The organism is Bradyrhizobium yuanmingense (assembly GCF_900094575.1).
In the GTDB taxonomy this organism is placed as follows: domain Bacteria; phylum Pseudomonadota; class Alphaproteobacteria; order Rhizobiales; family Xanthobacteraceae; genus Bradyrhizobium; species Bradyrhizobium yuanmingense.
Map to the genome: position 1 here is coordinate 1 of NZ_FMAE01000024.1, position 23,634 is coordinate 23,634.

Consider the following 23,634-nt stretch of genomic DNA (forward strand, 5'->3'; position numbering starts at 1 on the left):
CCGTCCAGAATTGAATTTCGGGTCGCAAATCAACGAATTCTGGCGATCTCAAGCAACGTTAGTCGCCGGTCGGCGCCAAACAGCCGAGAAGATGCGCCGCCGATCAGCTCCCTGCCCTTCTTCCGGACGCCGTCCGCGCTCAGATGTCCTCGTCGGCCAGGTCGACTGTCGTCACGGCTATCGGGCTGGCTTCCCAGCGCAGGTTCGCTTGCCTCGCCGCGAATCAATGTTCATTACTTCTGCCACGCTCGGGCTCGCTTCGATAGTAGCGCTTGTCAGGCCGCCTCGATATCGGTCTGCGGAAAATCGGCGCCCTTGAACATCAACGGTTCGCCAAGATATCGGGCGCAGGCGTAGGCGAAACAGTCCCCGAAATTGAGCCGCGCCGGGTGTCGGCCCTTGCCGAAGCGGTCGAAGGCGTCGAGCGCGATGCGGGCTGTTTCGGGCGCCACGTTCACCATTTTGATTTCGATCAGCGCGAGATAACTCTCGACCGCTTCGGCCGCCGCGGCGATCGGCAGATCGAGCACGCGGGCGATGGCAATCGCCGCCTCCCACACGGCCAGCGGCGAAGTCAGCCGGGTTGTGCTTTGCTGCATGCGCGCCAGCAACTCGCGCGCCTCGTCTTCGTCGGTCAGCATCGCGGTGAGCGCCGAAGCGTCAATGAACATCAGGAATCCTCGTACAGGCTGTCGCGGAACGCCTTGTCAGCAGGCTTGCCGTTCTGCGGATTGCCCTTTGCCTTCAAATCGCGACAAAACTGGACGCCCAGATCGACTAATGACGGCTTGCCCTGCTCGCGCTCAAGTTCATGGGCGAGTGCCGTGTGCACGGCCTCGGTCAGTCCGATTTTCTTTAACCCCGCCACCCTGCGGGCCAGCGCGTCGGTCTCCGGATTCTTGATATGGAAGGCCATGGGGCGCTCCTCTAGCGCATATCGTGTATCCTTATATAACATTCCGGATACACCGCGTGAAGGCCGCGGGATTCTCTCCAAGTTCGCTGGAAAACTTGTAAAATCCCGCACAGAGGCTTGGATTCTTTATGGTTAACATTCTATGAGCGCCATCCCTCTTCGACTTCCCGATGCCGCCTCAATCGAGGCCGTCCTGGCAGGGCTCGATCCCGCCTCGGTCGACGCGGATCTCATCCCCGCGCTCGTCGCGGCTTTCCCGAGATTCAGCCTCGCCCGGGTCGGCGATGGTTACTGGCGCGATACCCGGTCGGCGACGGCACCCGCGTCGGGGAGTTGCGGCAGTGGATGACGGCCGAACTCGCCAAAGATGGCGGGGACATCAAGGCGCTCTGGACGCGCCTGAAAGACACGGATCTGCAGATCACCGAGTGGCGCGGGACCAGCGCCTTCGCCTTCGCCCCGACCGGACCCGGGACCGCCGATTATATCCAGATCGCACTTGGCCGAGAAGTGGAGTGGCGCGCTGGTCCGATCGTCAATCCGGACTATCGACCTTGGGGCGAAGAGGAACTGCTCGATCCCAGCTGGCCCCGACAGTCTCTCCCCGAGACGGACCGCCTCGCCGGCCCGGTCTACCGCCTGCTCGACCGCGCCGGCGGCGCATTCGTCCATATCCGCAGTTTCCTCGATCGCTGCAGTCGCGTCGAGCGCGATAAGCGGGAGGCCCAGCGGCCCGAGATGGAGCGGCGCGTGATCCGCGAAGTCGGACCGCAGGGAACGCGGGAAACGCCCTTCCTCGAAGCGGTCCCCGACTGGTTCAACTACGTGCCGCGGGAGGTGCGCTTCCTTCAAGATTGGGAGGAATCGACCGCCAGGCCGCAGAGCGTGTTTGAGCATTCGGCGCTCGATGTTCGTGATTATACCCACAAGGGCGAGCGCGAGGTCGGTTTCATCCCCCGGCCGCTGAAGCATCCGAAGGAGCGGCTTCTCATGGCATCGGATGCTTCGGTACATCTGCTGATGGATCGGATTGAGGCCGTGGACAGCGAGGTCGGCCTTTCGTTCGGTCGGTTCTTTCTGATGACCCATGGCCATTGGGTCGATCCCGACATCGGCCTGGCGATAGCGCAAGGTCTGAAGGCACAGCGCGTTCGTCTGCCCGATCCCGACGCTCGCGTGCTGCTGCGCTGGGCGGATCGAAGCTACGGCTTTTGACGGCGCCGCCCGCGGGCGACCGTACCTCGCTCTCGCTGGCTTAACCAAAAGCCGGCGCCCACCGCAGCTTGATGCGTCCTCACTCCCGATGAAGCGGCACGATCGGCTTCATCGACGATACGTGCAGGCCCACAATATTTTGCTTTGGCGCGAATGGGACCTTGCACCGGCTGAAGGGCAGGAAGCCTTGGTCACCCAGCCCGTCGCGGAAGGTCGATTCGGCCCAATTTGAGAAAGTTGACCGCGGTCAACTTTGGCGGTCTGTCGCGGAGTCTTGGGGGCAAATGCAGGAGAGGGCGGCGGTGGACCAGGAGAAGTTGACCGCGGTCAACTTCTCCTTCTCCATTGGCGCGCTTGCAACCTCGAATGACCGTTAAGGATTCGTTTACCCTTTAATTGTTGCGCTATCGCTCAGAATCGGGCGTACTAGCCACGCTTTGCGCGCGTCGCGCACCCGAAATTCGTAACTACGCGAGAAAGCCGTGGCCCCGAACGACCAACAAGCGATAGCGCGAGCTCCATTGGCCGCGCCCTCGGCGATCCATGATACGATCGCTGCCGACGCGCGGGAACTCTCCGCGAAGCTTCATGCACACCGAACGAAGCTGTTCCCGCCAAAAGCCCGTAAGAATCTCCGCCGGTTCACATCTGGCGAAGTTGCTAAGCTCGTCGGTATTAATGACGGCTATCTCCGCCAATTGTCACTGGAGGGGAGGGGCCCCCAGCCTGATACCAGTCCATCGGGTCGAAGGTCGTACACATTCGAGGACATTCAGAGCCTTCGAGCGTATCTCGATGAGTCAGGCAAGGGCGCGCGCCGATACCGACCGCATCGCGTCGAGGGCGAACAGTTGCAAGTCATCGGTGTCGTTAATTTCAAGGGTGGATCAGGCAAGACCACCACCGCGGCGCACCTCGCTCAACATCTCACGCTGCAAGGATATCGGGTGCTCGCGATCGATCTCGATCCGCAGGCCTCGCTTTCCGCACTGCACGGCTATCAGCCAGAGTTTGACGTCGAGGAAAACGGAACTCTCTACGGCGCCATCCGCTACGACGATGCGCGCCGGGAGCTGAGTGAGATCATTCGGCAGACATACTTTCTCGGGCTCGACATCGTCCCCGGCAATATCGAGCTGATGGAATTCGAGCATGAAACCCCGAAAGCGTTGGCTATGCGCCAGTCGGGTGATCCACTGTTCTTCGCCCGCGTTGCCCGTGCTCTTGCCACTGTCCAGGATCGTTACGACGTCGTCGTGATCGATTGTCCGCCTCAGCTTGGATTTCTCACGCTCTCCGCGCTCTGTGCGGCAACCGCAATTCTGATTCCCGTGCATCCACAAATGCTCGATGTCATGTCGATGTGCCAATTCCTGATCATGACATCCGACCTCCTTGCCGTCGTCGCCAAGGCGGGTGGCAATATGAATTACGACTGGATGCGCTATCTCGTCACCCGCTATGAGCCCGGTGATGGACCGCAGGCCCAAATGGTCGGCTTCATGCGCTCGCTATTCGGTGATCGCATGGTCACCAATATGATGCTGAAAAGTACGGCGATCTCGGACGCCGGCATCACGAAACAAACGCTCTATGAGGTCAGCCGCGATCAGTTCACACGCGCTACCTACGACCGCGCGATGGAATCGCTAGATAGCGTCAATGGTGAAATTCAAAGCCTCATCCAGGCTGCATGGGGGAGGGCCTAATGGGTCGCAAAAACCTGCTTGCTGACCTCTTGGACGACAAGTTGACCGCGGTCAACGAACCGCTCTCAGGTGAGCCCGGCGACAATCGGAGACCATCACAACCAACACTCGGATCGCGCGGGGCAGTCGGCGCTATGAGCCGTTCGCTCGAGATGTTGTCCGCGGAGCGCGATGCCGCCAAGGCCCTGACCGAACAACTCACCACCGGACAGGCCGTCGTTGAAATCGATCCAGGATTAATCGATGCCTCGATCGTTCCGGATCGCATGACCGGCGTGAATGAAAAGCACGCTGCTCTCGTTGAATCAATTCGTACCAACGGGCAATTGGTTCCGATCCTTCTTCGCCCACATCCGACCAGCCCAGGACGGTTTCAGATCGCCTATGGCCATCGCCGGGTCCGTGCGCTTGCTGAGCTTGGCCATCCCGCGCGAGCTGTGGTCCGTGATCTTAGCGACGAAGATCTGGTGGTCGCACAGGGAAAAGAGAATGGCGAGCGTGAGGATCTGTCCTTCATTGAGCGGGCAAGTTATGGCGCCGCGCTCGAGGATCGTGGGTTCAAGCGTGAGATCATCATGGCGGCGCTCAGCGTCGACAAGACAGAGCTCTCGCGCCTCATCTCCGTCTGCCGAGCTTTGCCACGCAGCTTGATTGACGCGATCGGGCCGGCGCCGAAAACAGGGCGTCGGCGCTGGATGGAACTCGCAGAGCGGCTGGCGGGGCGCCACGATCAAAAGTCATTAGCTGACACCGTGGCCAGCGATCGTTTCGTGCGTGCGACCTCCGATGATCGTTTCGCAATCGTGTTCGCCGCACTCGCGCCTCGCAAGCCCAAAACTCCACGGCCGACCACTTGGGCTGATGACGATGGCAAGAAGATCGTCAAGATCGAACGTCGCGCAGATCGCGTAACTCTAGCGCTCGATGAAAAGGCCGCACCAGCATTTGGAGATTTCGTGATTTCGCGGCTGCCGGAACTCTACCGATCTTTTCGGGAGGGGCGCACCGATGAGTGACATCGCGCGTCTTGCTGCTTTGGATATGGCGCCGCCGGGACCTCTCAAGGTCGGGCGGCGCGATGCGTACCTGCGTTTCCGTCCTCTAACCACAGGAGCATAGCGGAAAAAGAAAAAAGGCCCCCGGAACGTCTCCGTCCGAAAGCCTTCTCTCGTCACGTTTGGCGACTGACAGAGAATCACTTTCGCGAATCGCAGTCAAGCGTCTTTAGCGACGGCGCCGTTTTGGCGAGCAGATTTTCTTTGCCCGCATGAGGCAAAGACATGCAGTCACACTCTCCAACGACGCCCTTTGGGCGGCGATCGTTGACGCTTGCCCATGTGGCAAGCCAGATGGTCGCAACCGAACGTCCTCCCGAAAAGATCGTCCACAAATGGAAGATATTCCACGCCATCTGCACGGCCCGGCCGCGCCTTGGCGTATCGGAGCGCTCGCTCTCGGTGTTAAACGCGCTCCTGACCTTCCATCCTGAGACTGCGCTGACAGGAGAGGATGATCTGATCGTCTTCCCGTCGAACCATCAGCTCAGTCGGCGGGCGCACGGCATGCCGGCGTCGACTCTGCGGCGTCATCTCGCTGTCCTGGTAGACGCGGGATTGATCGTTCGGCGCGACAGCCCAAATGGCAAGCGCTATGCGCGGAAGGACGACGCCGGCGAAATCGAGCTCGCCTTCGGCTTCGATCTGTCACCGCTCGTCGTGCGCTCGGAAGAGTTCGAGAACCTGGCGGCCGATATCGAAGCAGAAGCCCGCGCACTCAAACTGGTGCGTGAGCGGATCACCCTGTGCCGGCGCGACATCGCGAAGATGATTGCAACTGGCATTGAGGAGGGCGTCCCGACGCGAAGGGCAGGGCAGGGGCCTGCCGATTGGCAGGAGGTGCATGCTGCCTTCCGCGCAATGGTCGCTCAGATTCCGCGCACCGCGACGCGCCAGGAGCTTGAGCCGATCGCCGACGAGTTGTCGCAACTTGCGGACGACGTGCTCAATCTTCTGGAAGCGCACATCAAATCCAATAATCCGAGCGCCAATGAGTCCCATTCTGAGCGCCACATACAGAATTCAAATACCGATGCCTTAATTGATCTTGAACCTCGCCTTCAAGAAGGCAGGGCGGCGGGAGCTGAGCCCAAACCTCAACCATCGCGAGTCGCCGAGGGTTCGTATCCGTTGGGAATGGTCCTGAGTGCATGCCCGGACATCGTCGACTACGCGAAGGGTGGTATCTCGAGCTGGCGCGATTTCCTCGCCACCGCGGCCGTTGTGAGATCAATGCTGGGGATCAGCCCGAGCGCCTGGGAGGAGGCGCAAACCGTCCTGGGTGAAATGCAAGCGGCGGTCGTCGTCGCCTGCATCCTGCAGCGTGGCACGACGATCCGATCAGCTGGTGGCTACTTGCGCGGGCTGACGCGGAAAGCGGAGGTCGGAGAGTTTTCTCTTGGGCCGATCCTGATGTCGCAAATCAACTCCCAGCGCCACGAAAAGCGACGAGCGTGAGCGATGGGTGGGACCTAGCTGGATTGGCTTCCGGCCGTCGACGCCGATCGTGCGCCTTCGCTCGAGCACTGCGGTGTCCGTGGCCAAGTCTTTCTGTATCGCTCTTGCGCGCCGCTGACGAGGCCGATCCGCTCGACGGATACTGACCGTGGCCGGCTCGATCTATGGCCGAACGAGTGCGAAAGCAGTGTGGCGTCTGCCACCCGGGGCGCAGCGTGATCACCACATCGGGTGGCACGGCGCTTCGAGTCCGCTTTGGTCCAGTTTGGGTCACGCGCTCCGTCCGCACGTGCCAACCGCGCGCGTCCGGCCTCGCCGGCGCAAACCTCCGGAGCCATCGTCCGCGATGCTCCGGCCGGATCGTGCACGCTGTTGCCCTCATCGAAGATCGCAGCATCAATGCAGCAGACGCAGGATGTTCGCGGATGCCAAGTTCGTCGGCAGGTGATTGTCGACCTTGCCGGCGGCGGCAACTCCGACTCGCATCTGCTGCTCCCCCGGACCCTTTGCGCGGGGATATGCGGTCTTCAGCCGGCCTCGTCAGGACAATCGGATCTTGTCGCAAGTGCTCGTGACCGCACGATGTGATGTTGCCGACGGACCTGTCTTCATTCCGGCTGTTTTCGCGACGGGCAGCCCATCTGCGTCCTCGATTACGGCTGGTCTGATCGAAGGACGGGTCCCGCTGCGCGGGCCCTCGATCTTGTCCCCGCAACGCCCGTCCTCGACTTTCTTCCCCTGGCGCTGCGCGCCATTCCTCGCGAGACAAGAAAGTCGCTGCCGGCCGCCCTCCACTTCGTTTCGGCCCTTCAGGTGCGGGTCGATCGCCTCCGGTCTCACGACCGCCATCGAGGTCGCGATGGGCGCGGCCCGAGAAAACCAAGGGAATGAGACAATGGCGACAATCGGCACCTTCACCTCCACGGGCAATGGCTTCTCCGGGGCGATCAAGACCCTCAACCTCAACGTCAAGGCCAAGATGATCCGCGTCGAAAATCCCTCCGACAAGGGACCGCACTTCCGCATCTACTCCGGCAACGTCGAGCTGGGCGCCGCCTGGCAGAAGACCGCCAAGGACACCGAGCGCGACTACCTCTCCGTCAAGCTGGACGATCCGAGCTTCCCCGCTCCGATCTACGCCACCCTGACAGAGGTCGAGGGTGCGGAAGGCCTCCAACTGATCTGGTCCCGGCCGAACCGGGACTGAGCCTTCCCAAGAGGGCTCCGCCGCGAGGCGGGGCCTTCTTCCCTTCGAATGGAGAGAAGCTCATGACGGTCGACGTTATCGAGGAACTGCGCGCCGAGCTGCGCGACTGCCTATTCAGTCCCGCCGAGCGCAAGGCGCTCGAAGCGCAACTCGCCAAGCTGATCCGGCAACGCAACCAGCCAACCAAGTCCGCCGACGCATCCCCCGCCGATCAGCGGTTTTCCACCGCCGGGGCATAGCCCCGGCGTCGCTTTGTCCGCTCGAGCCGGTCAAACGCCGCGCCGGCTTTCGCGATGTCGTCGAAGGTTTGTATCATCGTCCGACCGCTCGTGCCGATCCGGCCCCAGTTGCGGACCACCGCCACGCCGCCGAACAGGGTTGGCTGCAAGGACAGCAGGTAGAACCGTCGCAAATTGCGGGCTGCGTCGACACGACGAAGATGGACAGGGTCCGGCGGAAGCTGAGGCACGCAGCGATTCTCCCGTCATCTGGAATCTGTGTCCAATTGGATTGTTAAATCGAACAAGGGCGATCGATTCATTTTCCTGATAGGCGATTGCAGATGCACGCGCGATCCCTCGATGGGGGCAGTTGTAGCGGCGCCGACGAAGAGCATGAGCCATTTGGCGTGCCGGCCCGGCCAGATTCAGCTCCCATTCTGGCCCGTTCTCTGGCATTTTCCGTACGATCAGAGGACGCCATGCCGAGCCGGATTCCACTCGACCCGAAACTGCCCAAGGCCTTTGACGCGACGCCGAACGAAGCGCGGAGCAAGACACAGCTCGATCAATGGTGGGATCGTCCCTACGGCCTCACTCGTCCGGATGGTCGCATCGAGGTTCGGTGCCTGAACGGCGGAGCATGGGACCGCTCGACCCATCTCGGCATTGCGGATGACTACGATGCTGCCTGCGCATTGGCCGAAGCCAAGCAGGCCGAATGGCTGCGATTCCGCGAGCAGCCCTGTACTTGTCTTGACGAAGGCCGGGTGACGGTGGTCCGACAGCCGCAGCGGCCCGACGAGGAGATGCTGGAGCTCGCTTCGTTCTCGACGGCGGAGGCCGCGACTGAGTACCTGCGCGCCAATTTCCCGGAACATCTTCCTCGCGATAACCGCTCCGAGGGCATGGGGCGAGCCCCTTCGGGGACGGCTCTACTCGCGCCGCCAACGGCGGCGCTCCCGGAGCCCGCACGCGGTCTCCGCGCATGCGCGTGACGATCCTCTCGCAGGCCCGTTGGACACATCTTTCGATCGTCAATCAAGTCCCTGAGCCTTGTTTCCGGTAGAACCTGTTTTCATCGACGCACGCCTGCATGTCGGCGCGTCGGAACCAGATAGCGCGGCCGCATCGCAGCGGCGGATTTCCGGCCGTGAAGATAATCTGTTCGTCGGTTCTCATGTGCAGCACTTCATGCGGCATGATCAGCGGGCGGCGGGCGAGTTGCTTCGATCGTGTCCGCGACGAAGCCGACATTTGCGAGAAATGGCTGAGCTGATCGACCTCCACGGTCGGGTCGCCGCAGCGCTTCGAGATATAGTTCGCTGTCTCGGGATCGTTGATCGCCGAGAACGAGATCCAGGACGCCGCTTTCGAACCATTTGCTCGTCGCATCGCGGCCGCCATAGGTTTCGCGCATCTTGTCGATCAACTGGTAGAGCATCAGCAGGTTGATGCCGTATTTGCGCCCGAGGGTGCCGCGCGGTTCTTGCCGTCGTCCAGGTTTGGTGGACGTCGGCTCCGTCTCGTCTTCCCACACTATACGAGATTGCGAGGTGGCACTGGCTCAGAACGTGTTGGTTTGAACCAACACGGCTACGGGCACACGCATTTGGTTTTCGTTGTCTTGCTTCAACTCCGGTGTGCGCCTGTCCAATCGATGCGAACTCATTTCGACTGAGCGCCTCGTTCCTATGTGGCTCGGCCCACCTGACTCTTCTGGCAGGGGATTTTGTGCCTGGCTTTCAGGATCCTGCCGCGTGGTGTTCGCAGTGGGCGTTGGTTCAAACCAACACTCGGGATGAAGAGGCCGGTCAAATCAGGACCGAGCCGGTAGGCGAAGCGCGGTCTGGAGGAACATGGATGAAACGGGCGCAGATGGTTGCACCAAGGTCGACCCGGTGAACACGATCGTCATCAACAACCAAAAGGGCGGCGTCGGGAAGACGACGCTTGCCGTGCATCTGGCCTGGTTCATGGCGGAAGCGGGCCGCCGGGTTCTGATGATCGATGTTGATGCGCAGGGCAACGCGACCGACACGCTCAAGCAGCATACAGGGTCGATTTCGGCGGCTGACCTCTTCAAGCCAGCGACCCGGTTTGTCGCTGGGGAAAACAACGGCATCACACTGGCGCCGGCCGACAGCTCGTTGACGGATATCGATCGCGGCAATGCTGCAGCTGTCATGACCCTGCAGCAGAACCTCGCCGATGCCGCCGGCCGGTTCGATGTCTGCGTGATCGACACCCCGCCATCGCTTGGCCTTCGCAGTGTCGCCTGCCTGGTCGCCGCCTCGCACGTTCTGGCGCCGATTTACCTGGAAGATTACTCCGTCAAAGGCGTCAAAGCCCTGATGCAGACCGTGATCGGTGTCCAACGACGCTACGGTCGTCAGGACACGCGATTCCTCGGCCTCCTGCCGTCGAATTTCAACACCAAGTCGCCGCGTCAACGAACGCACCTAGAGCAGTTGTTGCGCGAAGCGGGCAAGTATGTGTTTCCAGGCCAGATTGTTGCACGAGATGGTTATGCCGAAGCCGTCGCAGAGCGGGTGCCGGTGTGGAGCTTGAAGCGTCGCTCGGCGCAGGAAGCGGGTCGGGAAATCCGGTCGGTTCTCGCCAAAATCGTGGAACGGCTCGATCAGGAGACGACGAATGACGCTTGATCTCAGCTTCAAAGAGCTCGTCGACGTCGCGGCAAACCCGGGCACAGCAAGCGGGAGTCCGCTCCTGGTCGCGATTGACTGTATCGACGAAGACCCTGATCAACCACGCCGCACCTTCAGCGAACAGGACTTGGAGGAGCTCTCCCAATCGATTGCCGAACATGGCGTACTGCAACCCATCGTGCTTCGCCGTTCTGGTGAAGATGGACGCTATGTCATCGCCATGGGCGCGCGCCGGTACCGCGCCGCGAAGCGCGCCGGGCTGCGTGAAATTCCCGCCTTCGTTCAAGACGTCGCTTTACCCGACCGATACGCTCAGATGATCGAGAATATCCAGCGCGATGATTTGCGCGCGCCCGAGATCGCGAAGTTCATCGCAGACCGATTGGACGCCGGCGATACCCAGGCGGAGATCTCGCGCAAGCTCGGCAAGCCAAAAGACTGGGTGTCGCGTTACGCCTCGGTTCAAGCCATGCCGGACTTCCTTCGGGCGCGGCTTGAGGGCAGTTCGATCCGTGCTCTTTATGAACTCTACCAGGCTTGGCGGACGCATCCTGACGAGATCGAACGGCTATGTGCGACGCAGGACAGCTTTACGGACGCGCAGGCTCGGCAGCTGGCCCGGGACGTGCGCGCGCAAGCCGGCGGCGCCATTCCCCGGAATGACTTGCCTGCCGGACGACCTCGATCCGAAAACTCCGATCTCCTCCCGGAAGCAGTGCTACCGCGCAACGGTTTGAACGACCGCGAAGCGGCAACTGAGGATCAGTCGCCAAAAACCCGCGTCGTTTCACAATCGAGGTCGGCAGCATCGCTGGCAATCAGGGTTCGGTACCAGAACAGGCTCGGTCAGCTTGTTGTCGATCGGCTCGCGGCGCAAGGCTCCCGTCACGCTGTGGTGTTGGTCGACGGCGCGGACCACGAAGAAGAAGTTCCAGCATCGGCCCTCACCATCGAGGAGATCCTGTCGAGATGAACTCGTTCGACACTTTCGCTGCCGCGGCGGTCGACTATCTGTGTGCGCCGGCGGAGCGACTTTCCCATCCGAAGGATGGCGCGTCAGCGCAGCGGCCGAAGGCCGAACGCGCTCCCCACAGCGCCGTAGAGAGGCCGCAGGCTGCTGGAAAGTCGCGGTCCACAGTGGCAGTGTCAGTTAGTGCCTTCGTTTCCTCGCTTGCCGGCGGATCGGTCTTCGCGATGCCTACCACGCCAAGCGACCGCCGCCAGCAGAGTTCGGCACTGAGGGCAGGGGCCCTCGATCGCTTTACCCTGGCGAGCGCTGAATGCGGAGAGTGTTGGTTTGAACCAACATCAAAAGACGAGTTTTTTTGTTTTCTAGTGCAGGATAGGCTTCGCGCCAGCGATGTATTACATCGCGATTGGGATTGGAGTGCATGGCTCTAATCTCGCTTCGCGTCTCCGACGAAGTCGCAGCGGAGTTCTCAGCTTTTGCAGCTACCCAAGGCGGTAAGTCCACGCTGCTGCGCCGTCTCATTGCTGATGCGCTAGCTGCGCCAGCCCCGCGTATCTTGGCGATGCCGGTCGGACGGCCGGAGAAGGTGACGGTGCGGTTTCGCGAGAGCGAGATGCGGCAGCTCGCGGAAGTCTCGCATCAGCGAGGCATGACACGAACCGGCTGGATTGTTGCGCTGGTGCGCTCACGATTGGCATCGCCCGTGCAGCATTCGCCGGACGAGCATGAGGCGCTCCGTGCGATCGTGCGCGAGCTCAACCGGATCGGCGGCAACATCAACCAAATGGCGCGGGCGGCAAACACCAGTGTGCTGCAGGGCAGGACGGTTGAGCCGGATTTGTCGGTAATTCAAGAAGCCAAGTTGGTCATTGAAAGAGAGCTCGCGCAATTGCGCAATGCGTTGAGTGGCAACGCGGATTATTGGGATGGGCAGCGATGAACCGGCGCCAATCGTCACGGCCGGCCGGCCTGGCCTCCGAGCTCCCGCCGATCTCGTATGTCTGGGAAACGCCCAATCGGCGCCCTCGGCGGGCCGAGTGGGATGTCCCCGATCCAGCTGCTCCCGGCCGCCTCACGCCGGCGATGCGCGCAAAGCTCGAACGCATCGTGCGCCGAGCACCAGAAGTGATGTTCAAGATCACCGGTCGCACCAAGAGCGTGGCGCACCTCAAGTCGCACTTGGCATACATCACGCGGAACGGCGAAATCGATGGGGAGACAGAGCAGGGCGCAACGCTGGCGGGTCGTTCCGGATTGAAGGATCTGCAGCAACGCTGGGAGGATGACGCTGGTCTCGATAACAAGCGCCGCCGCGACGGGTCGCTTTCGGTCAACATCATTCTGTCAATGCCGGCCGGTACCGATGCCGTCGCGGTCAAGGATTCAGCCCGGGCATTTGCCATCGAGACGTTTGGCTACAATCATGACTATGTCTTCGTCCAGCACCTCGACGACAAGCATCCCCACGTGCACTTGACCGTTCGGTCGCTGGGCCATGACGGCAAGCGTCTCAACCCGCGCAAGGCAGATCTTCAGGCCTGGCGCGAGCGGTTTGCCGGCGAACTCCGGCTTCGCGGGATCGCGGCGGAGGCAACGCCACGGCGGACCCGCGGACGGGTCCGAAAGGCCGATCGCGGGGCGGTGCTCGCTTTGCGTAAGCGAAAGATCACGCCCGATGTCGATCGGCTCGCCCGTAAGGAGGTGCTTTCGGAGGTGAGGGGCGGCAGGGCTGCCAAACATCCTTGGGACGAACAGATTAAGGGACGTCAGGATGCGATCCGGCGGCGATATCTCGACTATGCCGCTGAGCTACAGCGCTCTGGAGTTGCGGCAGATCACGTGCTAGCGCGCCAGATCCGGCAATTCGTCAAGGACATGCCCACTGTTGAAACTCGCCGGCATGCGCTGAAGAACGAGCTTTCGGAGCTTACCAATACCCGGCGCCGCGGCGGAGAGCAGGGCGTCGATGCCGAGTTGCGCGGTCACAAGCGAGACGATGAGCGGACGAGGTAAGGCGCCCGCGCGTTCTGCCCACCGTTTCATCGGTTGGCAGAGACGTGCACTGGCGGCTTGTCATCTTACTCGAGCGCGCGACCAGCATTGGGGCCGTCAAGGGGAAGACACCCCCCCCAACGGAGCGGTTGCCCTGAGGCGCCTAGGTCCTTGAAAGCTGCTGATAGACCGTGCATTCTCCGAATCGGCCGTCTCGCCTGACCTGCCACAGGGTCAAAGTGGGCACTATTTCGAATCTTTGGATCGACCGTCATATCCAGGTCGGTGCGTAATCTGTGGACATCGGCCGCCGATATGAACAGGTGGATCCTTTGACCGCTATCCCTTTGATTGAATCTGCCCTCACGTCCGTGAAGCGTGCGGTTAGGCAGGGCTATCCGAACTACAAATCATCCCATCTGACCGAGGCGATCGCAGCCGCATGCGGCTTTGCAAGTCATGCAGCGCTGCGAGCCCGCATGTTGGAGCGTGCACCGGCGCATCCGGACTTTGCATTGCTCGAGGAATTGCCGTTCCTGAGCCGGCTCGCGGCGATGACGGGTGTTCCGACATCGGACGAAGACCTCCGCGGATTCTCCTTCGATCGCCTCAATTACGAGGGTGCGGACGTGATTCCGACCGCATCCAAGGGGGCCACCAAGGTGAAATACGACGGGTCCCGCCGGCGGCGGGCCTGGCGCAACGTGATGGTCGCCGGGATCAATGCTGGCATCGACCAGGGATTGTTTACGCCGCGTGCAGGAGAAAACAGCTGGCCGGTGCCGGATCCGAGGTACGGCGACGATGGTCGAACGTACCGATTCATGATCGAGAATATTCCGGCGATTGCCAGCGTTCACGACGCGGGTTGGGACGAGCTGTCAATCCACGTTGCTCTGTGGCCTGCGATCGACGGCGAACGCTGGGTCCGAACGGCGAATGGCGGTTTCCTGGCGGGTGAGGTGTTTGCATCCGGATGGCTTGAGCGCCGTAACGGGGCGTGGCTCCAGGTGGGAGATCACCCCGAGTTTGGTTGTCGGAAGCAGCGCCTGGGCCTGATCGCCGCGCTGGATATTCGGCCCAAGGGTTATGCGGATCGCGGCAGCTTTAGGCTTTGATTACGAACGAGGTGCGGGCGGCACGACAGTGCCAAAAAGGAGACGCTTCGCTCTACGCCCTTGCGTGCTGCGCGCGCCGACTGCGGGACGCCCTGCGATGGCGGCTCTCGGGATCAGACTGATGATGCCAGCGAAAAGTGAGTTTGCTCGGTGGCGATGATGAACGCTCCGCGCTGGTATCATACCGGCATCGCCGACCCAACCGCGCCACAAACAAGTCCGGCCATCCTCTCATCGGGATCGAGTCGCGCCGCGTCCTGGCTATCCTTCGATGCTCGAAAACACGCATATCACCGCCCGCACGGAGAGCGACATAGTAGTCGCCGGGCGGGAGCTGTGTGCTACCGGTGTCGAGGACCAAACGGCTGTCGTGGATGGATGATCGCCATCAAGTCCAAACTTTTCTTCTCCTGGCGGGAGGACACTCCCGCGGAAGGGGAGTGGGACAAAGCAAAACCCTTCGTTCTGACATATTGTCAAAATACGAGAGACAAATCGTCAAAACGGATTTTACATAATGACAAGTATTGAGCTGACTGAAATTTTGACATTTCTGGGCCTCGACTTGGCCGAGGCTGCGCAACTGTTGGGAGTTTCGACGCGAACGCTTCGACGATGGATGGAAGGCGAGGAAATTCCCGGTCCGGCCCAAGCCGCTCTTCGTGCCTGGCACCAACTCCACGCGCGGCACTTGGCTTGGAAGCCGGACGCCATTTCCATATTCGAGAACGACCAAGCTCAGCTCGAGCGTGCGCGACTTCATGCGCGAGAGGTGAGCGGGCTGATCAAAGCGGTCGAAGCTCGCGGCGGGCCACAAAATCCATGGTCGGTCAGTATCGCTAAAGGAGTTGCGACGTTCGGTCCTTTTGAGATCGGGTTTTACAACCTGCAAAACGGAAGCTTCTCTCTCAGCGGGTACCGCCGCAAAGACAGCTCGCCGGACCTCGTGCGGGACAGGCCGTACCTTGAAGATGCCGCGTACAGCATCAGCATGGCTTTTTCAAAGGCCGGCGAAAGCGAAATTGCGCTGGGCAATGTCGCGGAGTACGTCCGAAAACATTCGATCGCGTTTGTTGTAGATGGCCCGCAGCGGCTGTCGCCTGTGGACTCCAAACGCCGCCAGCGGGACATCGAATTGCTCACCGGCAAAATCGATGAACTGGCGAAGCTTGCCGCCAAGGGCAGCGCCAACCACCTTCAATTTGAGGAATTACTGCATCAACTCCACGAACTCGGGTTCTTCCCGACTATCGATCTGGTTTCAGCAGTAGCTAAGGCTATGGTCTAAAATATGAAGAATTCAGTGAGCGTTCCAGATCTTGGCGCGCGAGGTGAGAATGTGTTCATCGGTTGGTGTGAACCGGAAGGGTTTCGTGCCCAGAAATCACAGGCAGACCGTCTCGGCTGGGACTACCTCCTTGAAGGCGAGCCTTTGCGGATGAAAGAGCATCCGCTTGATTCCCAGAACGACCTTCCGAAATTCTTGATCCAAGTGAAAGCGACAGAAGGCTCTCAGCCGCCGAGGATCAAGCTGTCGGCGCTCAAGCATCTCGTTGATGCTGACCTGCCGGCGGCGATCGTCGTCATGTTTTTCGTCAAAGACGGGCGGACGTCGATTCGCACTCTCCTCGTCCCGGTCGATCAAAAAATGATCTACGACACCCTCAAGCGGGTTCGCAGCGAGGAAGCCAAAGGAAAGCGGAACATTCACAGAATCACGATTCTTGTGCCACTCGATCGTGCGATGGAATTGTCTCCAGCAGGAGAAGGGCTGGCAAAGGCCTTAGACGGAATGCTCGGAGGGACAACTGCCGATTATATTGCAGGGAAGGTCGACTACCGCAAGACTTGCTGTTTCGACAACAGATCCATTGTCGGTCGATTTTTCGTTCCAGGAGAAAATGCGGGCGAAAAGATCGGTCAGCTGTTTTTGGGCGGCCCTCGCACGCTCAAGGTGACGGACCTGACGATTGAGCGACGCCGGTTCGGAATCCCGCTCGACAATGATCGCGATCAGTTTCGGGAAGCGGTGCTGGAGCTAAACGTATCGTCCTCGATGTCAACCACGGTTGAACTTTCTTCGGAAGCAGGCGAGTGGACCTCGGTCGAGCTCGAGATGTTCGTCACTCCGATATTCGATGGAAAGCTCGGGCCGGTGCGGCTTGCAAACAACTTCCTTGAATTTTTGATCGACTTTCCGAAGGCGGAGGCGAACCTAACGCTCAACTATGACGGTGAACGAACCGTCGACCTGGAAGAGGCGGTCGCCATCATCGAGATTGGCGTCATACTGGCCAGGCCGCAGAAATCGATAACGCTCCGGTTCAAGGGAAAAGAGCTCAAATTGGAAATGGCACCAGGCGAAGGGCCATTTGCGCATTGGATTCCGGCCGCGCCAGTTCTTCGTAGGATTGTATCGGCGATGGCTCGGGCAGGTCGACAGACAGCGCGCCGCTTTAAATTTGCCGACTTCGTCGACTGGGTTGATACTCACATCGAATTTCTTGCCGTAGCATCAACGCCAGGCGTCAATATCATCTTCAACCACTGGCCTGACGAAATTCAACTGACTTCTGACGATGCTTTGTTGACGCCTTTTTCGCTCGAATGTTTTGGGTCGCGCTATACGGCGCTCATCGAACTTCCGATTGTATCATCGAGCCGCTCGGACGGAGGTCACGCTCATCGGTGGTCGGCCCCATGTTGTATCAGAGGTGGTGCGGGCATTGAATGCCGATACGTCTGACTTTGTCGAGAGCGCAGTTGAACGATCGAATAAGGATCGGGGGGGCGAAAGGACCGGCCTTTCTCGCGGAAGGGTTCTCTAACTGATGGGCGTTGTGACGATAGCATCAATCCAAGACCAAACTTGCGACCTTCGCGCGCGACCTTTTCGAACGTCTCGCGACAGAGCTGGGTTGGGTTTTCTGCCGGCCCATCTTCGTTGTGTGCTTCCTCTAGAACCAAGGTCGTGGGCAGAGGATTGCCATCAGGATGAAGCCGTCGGTAGCGCTGCAATGCCTCAAACGTCAGTCGTCCCAGAACCGCAACGACTACGTGGACTATTTCTGAAGGCACCAACGAAAGGTCAACGATTGCGACCTGTCCGTTGGACGAGGCGTTGCTGCCCACGAACGCGTCAAGCCAGGCATCGAAGGTGATCGCCGGGTCACTTCCAATCACTTGACCAAGTCTCGGGTCCGACATCATGCCGCGGATGCGCATGCCGAGCGTGCTGATGAACCCTGCCAACGCACCTCCCTCCGTCGCCGCTATCCTCTCAAGGTGCTCCGGCAGCATGTGTACGTCGAATGGTATCGGCGCATCTTCCGTGAGATGCGCGATGGCGAAAGCATCCTCTACCAGGTCTACGAAGCTCTGCAGTGCACTCCGCACCGCTTCCATGTCCTGTACTGAGAAGGAGTTGAACCAGTCTCCTGACCGACGGGAGTCAGCGATAGTTTCGATGATGCTGCTTATCTCTTCCAGAGCTGTCTGGTGTTCGCCATCAACGGATTCCGCCATATTGCTGCAGTCTGATGCAATGTTGTCTAGCAGTTCGCCGCAGCGCCGCCGATTGCTTGCGCTGCCAGCGTAGGTCGCGGCACCCTCGGCCAACATAGCGTCGATCATGATGCGATAGGAATACAAATGCCGCCTGACGATAGTTTGGCGCGGCGTCCCCGCCAGCTGCCCGTTCTTTAGTTCACGAAGCGCTTGGAGCAGCAGGGGCCGCTGCGCTCCGGGCCGTGCGAACGATACCGCGGTCCACTCGTGACCGTTCCAGAGCCAGGCCGGCAGACGGAGCGCGCGTTCACCCCTGTTGAGGTCGATGGGCGGGACACGAAACAGGCGGATATTTTCGCCCTTGTCTGCAAACGCTTTGGCGTATTCCCCATTGGGATCAAGAATAATAAACCGCGCATTCGGCTGTGCTGCGCCATTCTCAAGAGCGGCCTGCGCCGCATCGAGTGACCAGCGGATCAGCCCAGCGACAGAGCAGGATTTTCCACTGCCAGTGTTGCCGAGTACGGCGACGTGCCGCCCGAAGATCTTGTCGGGGTCGACCATAATTGAGGTATCTGCAGCTAACGGTGACGAGCCGATGCGAACGCGGCGGTCTTTGTCCTTTGCTCCGACGATCGCTGTGATTTGTTCCGGCGTTGGAATCAGTATCTGATCGCCCACCGAAGGGAACGCAACGATTCCTCGGCTCAATTCGAACATGCTGGTTCCCTCCCGTCGGTTTCGAGCGACAGACAGGGTGCCGATCGGAGTGAGCGACATCTTCCGCAGAGGGAACGGCAGATCGATCAGGGCGAAATCCTTTAGCCCGGACCGTTTGGGGTACGGCGATCGTTCAATCCCAATCCACGTGACGTAGGCGACGGTAGCACCAGCCTCATTCGGTGTCAGCACGTAACTATTGAGCCTTGGGAAGCTCATCGGGTGCCGGTGTTAAGCGCAGTAGCCTTTGGCGCATCGAGATCGAGCAGCACACGGATCTCATCCGAGGAGATCGACTCGACCGTGCCGATGACCAGTTCAGCGAGCCGTTCGATCGGAGAGCTCACGTTCCGGCTCCAGAGTCCGCTGGCGGCTGACTCGGTTCGGCCGGCATCAGGCCCGCAGCCGCATCTGCGAAAGCGCGGTTTTTCAGCAAGTCAGACATACGCCCGGTGATGTAATCGAGCGCCGGCTTTGGCAGATAATCGTCGACGAGGTGCTGGAGGCTTCCGAAATGGTTCCCGGCGAGGAGGCTGACTTGTGCAGGACGGGTTTGATTGAGAAATCCCTTGATGCGATCGTCTAGTTCAAAGGCGATGATCACGAGGTGTGCGGAGGGGACCGACAGCATATCGAGCAGAACACGATTGATGTGGTCATCACCGAACCCGTAGCCGTAGGTCACCACCACGGAGTTGGGTCTGCAGGTGGCCGAGGGGAAATCACGGAATAACTCCGCATAAGGATATTGGGTGGTCTCCACGTCCTTAGCCGGATTAGGATAGATCATCACGGTATCAACTGGAGAATCTGGTAAGCTCGGATGATCGTCGTCGGCACCAAATGGTGTCTCTGACCGATAGATCCGATGCGCGGTGGGGTCGAAGCGCCAGTCAAGGCTGCCATGAAGCTTGGTCAGACGGACCACACCTTCCATAAAGCGCGGCTCACCGCGGATCCCGGGTGGGTTGTAATGATAATCGAGCTCGATCCGGGTGTTGCGAAACAGTGGACGCAAGCTCCCCACGAAGCGATCGATGATCCGTAGCCCCGCTTGATCGCAGCCACGTTCGATCAACCGGTCGTAGTTGGTAGTGAAGATATGCAAGCGCTCGCGTGAAGCGGCGCGACTCGCGAAGCTGAGCAGAAATGACTGCACCGTCGCCAGTGCTGATGCACTGTTTGCTTCGAAAATACCTCGCTCGGTAGCAAGCAGTGAGGATAGGAATGTCTCGATTGCGGAGTTAATGTCGTCGCGAACACCCTTCGCCGACCCCTTATCGACGATGTCCAAACCATCGAGCACAGCAATGGCGCTACGCAACTGATCTTCGATGTTTGCTTGACCGCGACCCATCTTTTTGGCGCTTGCGGTCGCGTGATCGAGGATTGCCTTGGCATATTTCGACTTCCCTGTCGCAATTGCCATACCCGTCGCCTTGACACCGGCAGTGAAGCCCACAGCAATGGTAAAGCCGCTGCCAAGCAAGAGGTTCAGATGCTCAGCTTGGAATACCGCCGAGAGCCACGGCTCGATCTTTCGCCGGTGTAGCGCGATGAACCGATCAAGTTCGTCTGCGCTTTCTGGGATGCTATCGAAGGTCTCGCTCGATGCACCAACCCGATAACCGTGCGCCTTCCATTCCATGTATCCTCATGACGAGTTGCAGGACCTGACTGAGTCCTCCCGCTAGTAAGTCTTAAGCAACATAATCAGGGGTTGCAAGGCGGGCAGGTAGGTAAAAGCGCGAAGCGGCGACAGGGATGAAGGGCATGGAGATTAGATTCCTCGACTAATCGGTTGTTGAATCGGTGAGGAGACGAGATCTGACGAGAGTGCCGGTATCCTGGCTTCCTCACGCCTCCAGCTTCGGTCGAGCCCGTCCGCCGGCTCTGGTGGAGGCGGCGGACTGCGAGATATTGCCGACCCGAGCTCGCCATCAGCTTCCGCCATCATCCCACCTTTCGTTCAGGTGCGGCGTGGCTCTCAAGCAGCGGCATATCCAGGCTCGGGATCTCTGGCATGGCCTTGCCCACGATCGCTTGCAAATCACCCACCATGCCTACGGTCGACTCCACCACCGCGAGCATCTGAGTTTCGCGCTTGGCCCATTGCCGGCCCATGAACTTGCGCTCCTTGTCTAGGTGTTTAGTCCCAGACTTTGATGGTGCATCCTTGTCGCACGATTCGAAGGAAGCGCTATGGGACAGATTTTACACGGCTGCGCCACCACGACGGAGGCAGTCCGTCGAGCAATACAAAATAGTCAAGAGAGCCTGAGAGGTCTCGCCAAGCGCTACGGGATCAACCAGAAGACTGTCGCGAAGTGGAAGCAGCGCGAGACTGTCACCGATCGTTCGACTGGCCCCAAGGAAGCCAAGTCGACTGTGCTTTCCATCGAGGAGGAGGCGATCATCGTTGCTTTCCGGCAGCATACGCTGCTGCCACTCGACGATTGCCTCTATGCGCTGCAGCCGACCATCCCGCATCTGACGCGGTCATCCCTGCATCGCTGCCTCCAGCGTCACGGCATCAGCCGATTGCCGGAAGTCGGGGGTGGCAAGCCCTCGAAGAAGAAGTTCAAGGCTTATCCGATCGGCTACTTCCACATCGACATCGCCGAGCTCCGGACCGCCAAAGGCAAGCTCTACCTCTACGTCGCAATCGATCGCACCAGCAAGTTCGCGTTCGTGCAACTGGCCAGGAAGACCGGAAGGACCTCGGCCGCCGCTTCCTGAAGCTGGCTCTTCCACTGCGTGATCTGGTTCGGGTGCACGTCGAAATGCTCAGCCAGCTGGGCCAGCGTCATCTCGCCCTTGATCGCGGCCAGCGCCACCTTGGCTTTGAATGCCGGTGCGTGGTGCCGGCGGACTCGTCGGCTCATCGTCTCTCCTGATTCGCGGGTCAATCTTGCCCGCCGTCAGGCAGAAAATCCACTTATCGCCGTGTCCAGATTTCCGGAGCCAGCTCTCAGGATCACTGCGAACTTACGTGCCAGGGCGACTTTTGCGCGCTTCAAACCTCGGCGCTTGGCGACGTCCAACCTATTTCCCCATAAGCAATCGCTATTTGTCCGGGACAGAGGCGAGCGTTATTCTCATGTAACGCACCGATGAATTATCCAATCGAGGAGAGTTATTGTGGATGGCGGCTTTTTTCCGAACACCGGAGCTTGGAACAGCTGGTACCATGAGCAGATAGCGCAGCAGTCGGAGAACGCGCCTGCTGACCAGCCGGGTGTTGAGGAGCAGCCAGGCGGGTTGCAGCTCAGTGCCTCTGATGAGCCCGACACCAGCCCCGAACAGGCGCGCGGGGTGCGGCCCGTTGATGCCGCGTCGATGCGGCAAACGTTGCAGTCTGGCCAGTTTACCAGTGGACGCCACAGTGTCGATTTTCCCGGAGCTTCAATCGGCTATCCAGCCGGCGTGCCGCAATCCAGTCTTCGAGCCGCAGGGTTTGCTAGCATGCGGTACACCGCCCCCAGCGAGAACGCTTCGGTCCCGAAGGGCCGGCATTCATTGCTGTCGCGCGCTGGCTCAAAGCTCAAGTCAGCACTTCGCTCGATCGGAGGAGGTGGCCGAAAGAAAACTTCTGGTCCCTCGAACGAGCAAAGGGCCGTTTGGAGCAAGAGCAATGCCTCGGCGGACCTCAACAGCGAGGACGCGGAGCTCATCGAATGGTATAAAGACGAGCTTACTCGCGACGGGGCGTGGCATAGGGCGATGCAGCTTGCAAGTGCGCGTCGACGTCTCTCTCTCGCCTTGGCTGAAAAAGGTCAGCCGCCATTCGCCGGTCGGCTCGACGACTCGGCCTTAAATAAGGAAGCAAAGGCAGTTCATGCGGAGGCGCTCACCGCACTGAATGGCCTCCGCAAATTGAAGGGAGTTGCACCGGGGGTGGAGCGCGGCGTCCATGGCGCGGACGCGGAGCTCATCGAATGGTGTAAAGACCAGCTCATTCGCGAGGGGGTGTCTGCCGAGACGGCGAGAGTGTATACAACCGCGCTTCGACGTCTCGCTCGCGCGTTGGCTGAAAAAGGTCAGCCGCCATTCGCCGGTCGGCTCGACGACCCGGCGTTAGACGCGGAAGCGCGGGCATTTCGTGGCAGCGTGGTGCTCGCCGCACTGAATGAGCTCCGCAAATTGAAGGGATTTGCTGACCTCTATAACAAAGACGAAGTTCTCATTCAGCGCTTCCAGAAGGTCTTCGCAGATCGCCTCAGCCAGGGCACCCTATCTAGGTATTCACAACATCTTCGCTCTTTCTCTCGTTGGTGCTTTGCTAACAATCGAGGAGCAATTGCTGATCGGCTCAACGAAAGGTCCTTGTTCGACGACGCCGATGCGCCGCCTCACCCGCGACAGGTCAAATCAGCGTTGAGGGCGCTCCAAAGAGTACAAGATCAATTGCTAGTGCAGCAGCAATCTGTCGACTTGCCTCCCAGGTTTACGTCGCAGAGGCCGTCCGACGCTATCTCGCCGATCGATCTGTCGTCCTCAGGGGAGGAGCCGCAGGTTGATATTTCGCGCCGGGGACCCAGCGGATTATCGCTTGGCGGAGAGGAGTGGCTTGGGGACGAGCATATCTTGGCGGATTTCACTCTCCTGCAGCAGCAGCTGGAGAGGGACAATCCGTTTCTCGCTGGCCTGACGCGGTTCGTGGATCCGCTCATTGCCCAACAGTTGCGCGAGGGTGCCGATGACGACATGCGAAGCGCACTCCAGCACGTCCTTTCTGGTCGCTATGGTAGCGATACAGCCGACTTCCTGTTCTTGCCCGTGAACGATGCTAGCGGTACGAACCGCGGCAGCCATTGGTCGCTGCTGCTCGTTGACCGCCGCGATCGCAAACGGCCGGTGGCCTATCACTACGACTCCTT

21 protein-coding genes and 4 pseudogenes are annotated in these 23,634 nt (G+C 60.1%); 16 read left to right on the forward strand and 9 right to left on the reverse strand.

From position 1 onward, the window contains the following. Positions 1 to 275: 275 nt before the first annotated feature. Both GA0061099_RS35885 and GA0061099_RS35890 read right to left on the reverse strand, forming a co-directional pair. Positions 276 to 671, reverse strand: a complete 396-nt coding sequence (locus tag GA0061099_RS35885) for a type II toxin-antitoxin system VapC family toxin (protein WP_074448407.1) — start codon at positions 669 to 671, stop codon at positions 276 to 278. Further along, complete coding sequence (locus GA0061099_RS35890) at positions 671 to 916, reverse strand: type II toxin-antitoxin system VapB family antitoxin (RefSeq protein WP_074448420.1); 246 nt, start codon at positions 914 to 916, stop codon at positions 671 to 673. The genes GA0061099_RS35885 and GA0061099_RS35890 overlap by 1 nt, the downstream gene beginning before the upstream one ends. Positions 917 to 1,058: 142 nt before the next feature. Between GA0061099_RS35890 and GA0061099_RS35895 the strand changes: the two are divergent. The 6 genes and pseudogenes from GA0061099_RS35895 to GA0061099_RS41650 all read left to right on the forward strand — a co-directional run bounded on the left by GA0061099_RS35895 (position 1,059) and on the right by GA0061099_RS41650 (position 7,799). Next, a pseudogene (locus GA0061099_RS35895) lies at positions 1,059 to 2,131 on the forward strand (hypothetical protein). Between the two features lie 482 nt (positions 2,132 to 2,613). Continuing rightward, positions 2,614 to 3,840 carry a plasmid partitioning protein RepA gene (gene repA, locus GA0061099_RS35900; protein ID WP_141697749.1) on the forward strand — a complete coding sequence of 409 codons (1,227 nt, stop codon included), beginning with the start codon at positions 2,614 to 2,616 and terminating at the stop codon, positions 3,838 to 3,840. Next, positions 3,840 to 4,856 (forward strand): plasmid partitioning protein RepB, encoded by a 1,017-nt coding sequence (gene repB / locus GA0061099_RS35905; protein WP_074448421.1) that lies wholly within the window; start codon positions 3,840 to 3,842, stop codon positions 4,854 to 4,856. Before repA ends, repB begins: the two co-directional genes overlap by 1 nt. A gap of 264 nt (positions 4,857 to 5,120) precedes the next feature. Continuing rightward, the gene (gene repC / locus GA0061099_RS35910) at positions 5,121 to 6,353 is read left to right on the forward strand and encodes a plasmid replication protein RepC (RefSeq protein ID WP_074448408.1); all 1,233 of its coding nucleotides are present in this window, start codon (positions 5,121 to 5,123) and stop codon (positions 6,351 to 6,353) included. 895 nt (positions 6,354 to 7,248) lie between these two features. Continuing rightward, a complete protein-coding gene (locus GA0061099_RS35915; RefSeq protein ID WP_074448409.1) occupies positions 7,249 to 7,560 on the forward strand; it encodes a DUF736 domain-containing protein in 312 nt (103 codons plus the stop codon). A gap of 62 nt (positions 7,561 to 7,622) precedes the next feature. Then, positions 7,623 to 7,799: a hypothetical protein gene (locus tag GA0061099_RS41650; RefSeq protein WP_167361697.1), complete on the forward strand. Its 177-nt coding sequence runs from the start codon at positions 7,623 to 7,625 to the stop codon at positions 7,797 to 7,799. Here GA0061099_RS41650 and GA0061099_RS35920 read toward each other — a convergent pair. Beyond that, the gene (locus tag GA0061099_RS35920) at positions 7,772 to 8,029 is read right to left on the reverse strand and encodes a WGR domain-containing protein (RefSeq protein ID WP_074448410.1); all 258 of its coding nucleotides are present in this window, start codon (positions 8,027 to 8,029) and stop codon (positions 7,772 to 7,774) included. The genes GA0061099_RS41650 and GA0061099_RS35920 overlap by 28 nt on opposite strands. A gap of 231 nt (positions 8,030 to 8,260) precedes the next feature. Between GA0061099_RS35920 and GA0061099_RS35925 the strand changes: the two genes are divergently transcribed. Then, positions 8,261 to 8,776, forward strand: coding sequence for a hypothetical protein (locus GA0061099_RS35925; RefSeq protein WP_074448411.1), 516 nt, complete (start codon positions 8,261 to 8,263; stop codon positions 8,774 to 8,776). 43 nt (positions 8,777 to 8,819) lie between these two features. Here the strand turns inward: GA0061099_RS35925 and GA0061099_RS35930 are convergent. Beyond that, positions 8,820 to 9,249, reverse strand: a pseudogene (locus GA0061099_RS35930) (type IV secretory system conjugative DNA transfer family protein); the annotation flags it as partial. 388 nt (positions 9,250 to 9,637) lie between these two features. Here GA0061099_RS35930 and GA0061099_RS35935 point away from each other — a divergent pair. From GA0061099_RS35935 to GA0061099_RS35965, 7 genes are all read left to right on the forward strand, one after another. Next, positions 9,638 to 10,444 carry a ParA family protein gene (locus GA0061099_RS35935; protein WP_244621027.1) on the forward strand — a complete coding sequence of 269 codons (807 nt, stop codon included), beginning with the start codon at positions 9,638 to 9,640 and terminating at the stop codon, positions 10,442 to 10,444. Beyond that, positions 10,434 to 11,420, forward strand: a complete 987-nt coding sequence (locus tag GA0061099_RS35940) for a ParB/RepB/Spo0J family partition protein (protein WP_074448412.1) — start codon at positions 10,434 to 10,436, stop codon at positions 11,418 to 11,420. Before GA0061099_RS35935 ends, GA0061099_RS35940 begins: the two co-directional genes overlap by 11 nt. 418 nt (positions 11,421 to 11,838) lie before the next feature. Next, positions 11,839 to 12,357, forward strand: coding sequence for a plasmid mobilization protein (locus tag GA0061099_RS35945; protein ID WP_074448413.1), 519 nt, complete (start codon positions 11,839 to 11,841; stop codon positions 12,355 to 12,357). Next, positions 12,354 to 13,430: a relaxase/mobilization nuclease domain-containing protein gene (locus GA0061099_RS35950; RefSeq protein WP_074448414.1), complete on the forward strand. Its 1,077-nt coding sequence runs from the start codon at positions 12,354 to 12,356 to the stop codon at positions 13,428 to 13,430. Before GA0061099_RS35945 ends, GA0061099_RS35950 begins: the two co-directional genes overlap by 4 nt. 275 nt (positions 13,431 to 13,705) lie before the next feature. After that, a complete protein-coding gene (locus tag GA0061099_RS35955) occupies positions 13,706 to 14,527 on the forward strand; it encodes a hypothetical protein (RefSeq protein ID WP_244621026.1) in 822 nt (273 codons plus the stop codon). Between the two features lie 517 nt (positions 14,528 to 15,044). Further along, a complete protein-coding gene (locus GA0061099_RS35960) occupies positions 15,045 to 15,815 on the forward strand; it encodes a helix-turn-helix domain-containing protein (RefSeq protein WP_074448415.1) in 771 nt (256 codons plus the stop codon). A gap of 15 nt (positions 15,816 to 15,830) precedes the next feature. After that, complete coding sequence (locus GA0061099_RS35965) at positions 15,831 to 17,273, forward strand: hypothetical protein (RefSeq protein ID WP_141697751.1); 1,443 nt, start codon at positions 15,831 to 15,833, stop codon at positions 17,271 to 17,273. On the opposite strand, the gene GA0061099_RS35970 is transcribed toward GA0061099_RS35965, so the two are convergent. The 4 genes from GA0061099_RS35970 to GA0061099_RS35980 all read right to left on the reverse strand — a co-directional run bounded on the left by GA0061099_RS35970 (position 17,210) and on the right by GA0061099_RS35980 (position 20,965). Beyond that, positions 17,210 to 18,754: an ATP-binding protein gene (locus tag GA0061099_RS35970; RefSeq protein ID WP_244621025.1), complete on the reverse strand. Its 1,545-nt coding sequence runs from the start codon at positions 18,752 to 18,754 to the stop codon at positions 17,210 to 17,212. The two genes, GA0061099_RS35965 and GA0061099_RS35970, sit on opposite strands and share 64 nt — an antisense overlap. Positions 18,755 to 18,969: 215 nt before the next feature. Further along, positions 18,970 to 19,101 (reverse strand): hypothetical protein, encoded by a 132-nt coding sequence (locus GA0061099_RS42890; RefSeq protein WP_276327056.1) that lies wholly within the window; start codon positions 19,099 to 19,101, stop codon positions 18,970 to 18,972. Beyond that, complete coding sequence (locus tag GA0061099_RS35975) at positions 19,098 to 20,402, reverse strand: SIR2 family protein (protein ID WP_074448418.1); 1,305 nt, start codon at positions 20,400 to 20,402, stop codon at positions 19,098 to 19,100. Before GA0061099_RS35975 ends, GA0061099_RS42890 begins: the two co-directional genes overlap by 4 nt. Positions 20,403 to 20,707: 305 nt before the next feature. Further along, on the reverse strand, positions 20,708 to 20,965 hold the full coding sequence (locus GA0061099_RS35980) for a DUF2130 domain-containing protein (protein ID WP_478209846.1): 258 nt from the start codon (positions 20,963 to 20,965) through the stop codon (positions 20,708 to 20,710). Here GA0061099_RS35980 and GA0061099_RS35985 point away from each other — a divergent pair. Further along, a pseudogene (locus tag GA0061099_RS35985) lies at positions 20,957 to 21,484 on the forward strand (transposase family protein); the annotation flags it as partial. The gene GA0061099_RS35980 and the pseudogene GA0061099_RS35985 sit on opposite strands and share 9 nt — an antisense overlap. Here GA0061099_RS35985 and GA0061099_RS35990 read toward each other — a convergent pair. Further along, a pseudogene (locus GA0061099_RS35990) lies at positions 21,472 to 21,639 on the reverse strand (transposase); the annotation flags it as partial. The pseudogenes GA0061099_RS35985 and GA0061099_RS35990 overlap by 13 nt on opposite strands. Positions 21,640 to 21,895: 256 nt before the next feature. On the opposite strand from GA0061099_RS35990, the gene GA0061099_RS40695 reads away from it, so the two are divergent. Then, positions 21,896 to 23,634 (forward strand): C48 family peptidase (locus GA0061099_RS40695; protein ID WP_245311236.1); only part of this gene is annotated, 1,739 nt, incomplete at its 3' end.

Bases quoted from the DNA above. Each gene is read 5' to 3' on its own strand.
- GA0061099_RS35885 (WP_074448407.1), bottom strand. From the start codon at position 671: ATGTTCATTGACGCTTCGGCGCTCACCGCGATGCTGACCGACGAAGAC.
- GA0061099_RS35890 (WP_074448420.1), bottom strand. From the start codon at position 916: ATGGCCTTCCATATCAAGAATCCGGAGACCGACGCGCTGGCCCGCAGG.
- repB (WP_074448421.1), top strand. From the start codon at position 3,840: ATGGGTCGCAAAAACCTGCTTGCTGACCTCTTGGACGACAAGTTGACC.
- repC (WP_074448408.1), top strand. From the start codon at position 5,121: ATGCAGTCACACTCTCCAACGACGCCCTTTGGGCGGCGATCGTTGACG.
- GA0061099_RS35915 (WP_074448409.1), top strand. From the start codon at position 7,249: ATGGCGACAATCGGCACCTTCACCTCCACGGGCAATGGCTTCTCCGGG.
- GA0061099_RS41650 (WP_167361697.1), top strand. From the start codon at position 7,623: ATGACGGTCGACGTTATCGAGGAACTGCGCGCCGAGCTGCGCGACTGC.
- GA0061099_RS35925 (WP_074448411.1), top strand. From the start codon at position 8,261: ATGCCGAGCCGGATTCCACTCGACCCGAAACTGCCCAAGGCCTTTGAC.
- GA0061099_RS35935 (WP_244621027.1), top strand. From the start codon at position 9,638: ATGGATGAAACGGGCGCAGATGGTTGCACCAAGGTCGACCCGGTGAAC.
- GA0061099_RS35940 (WP_074448412.1), top strand. From the start codon at position 10,434: ATGACGCTTGATCTCAGCTTCAAAGAGCTCGTCGACGTCGCGGCAAAC.
- GA0061099_RS35945 (WP_074448413.1), top strand. From the start codon at position 11,839: ATGGCTCTAATCTCGCTTCGCGTCTCCGACGAAGTCGCAGCGGAGTTC.
- GA0061099_RS35950 (WP_074448414.1), top strand. From the start codon at position 12,354: ATGAACCGGCGCCAATCGTCACGGCCGGCCGGCCTGGCCTCCGAGCTC.
- GA0061099_RS35960 (WP_074448415.1), top strand. From the start codon at position 15,045: ATGACAAGTATTGAGCTGACTGAAATTTTGACATTTCTGGGCCTCGAC.
- GA0061099_RS35970 (WP_244621025.1), bottom strand. From the start codon at position 18,754: ATGTTCGAATTGAGCCGAGGAATCGTTGCGTTCCCTTCGGTGGGCGAT.
- GA0061099_RS35975 (WP_074448418.1), bottom strand. From the start codon at position 20,402: ATGGAATGGAAGGCGCACGGTTATCGGGTTGGTGCATCGAGCGAGACC.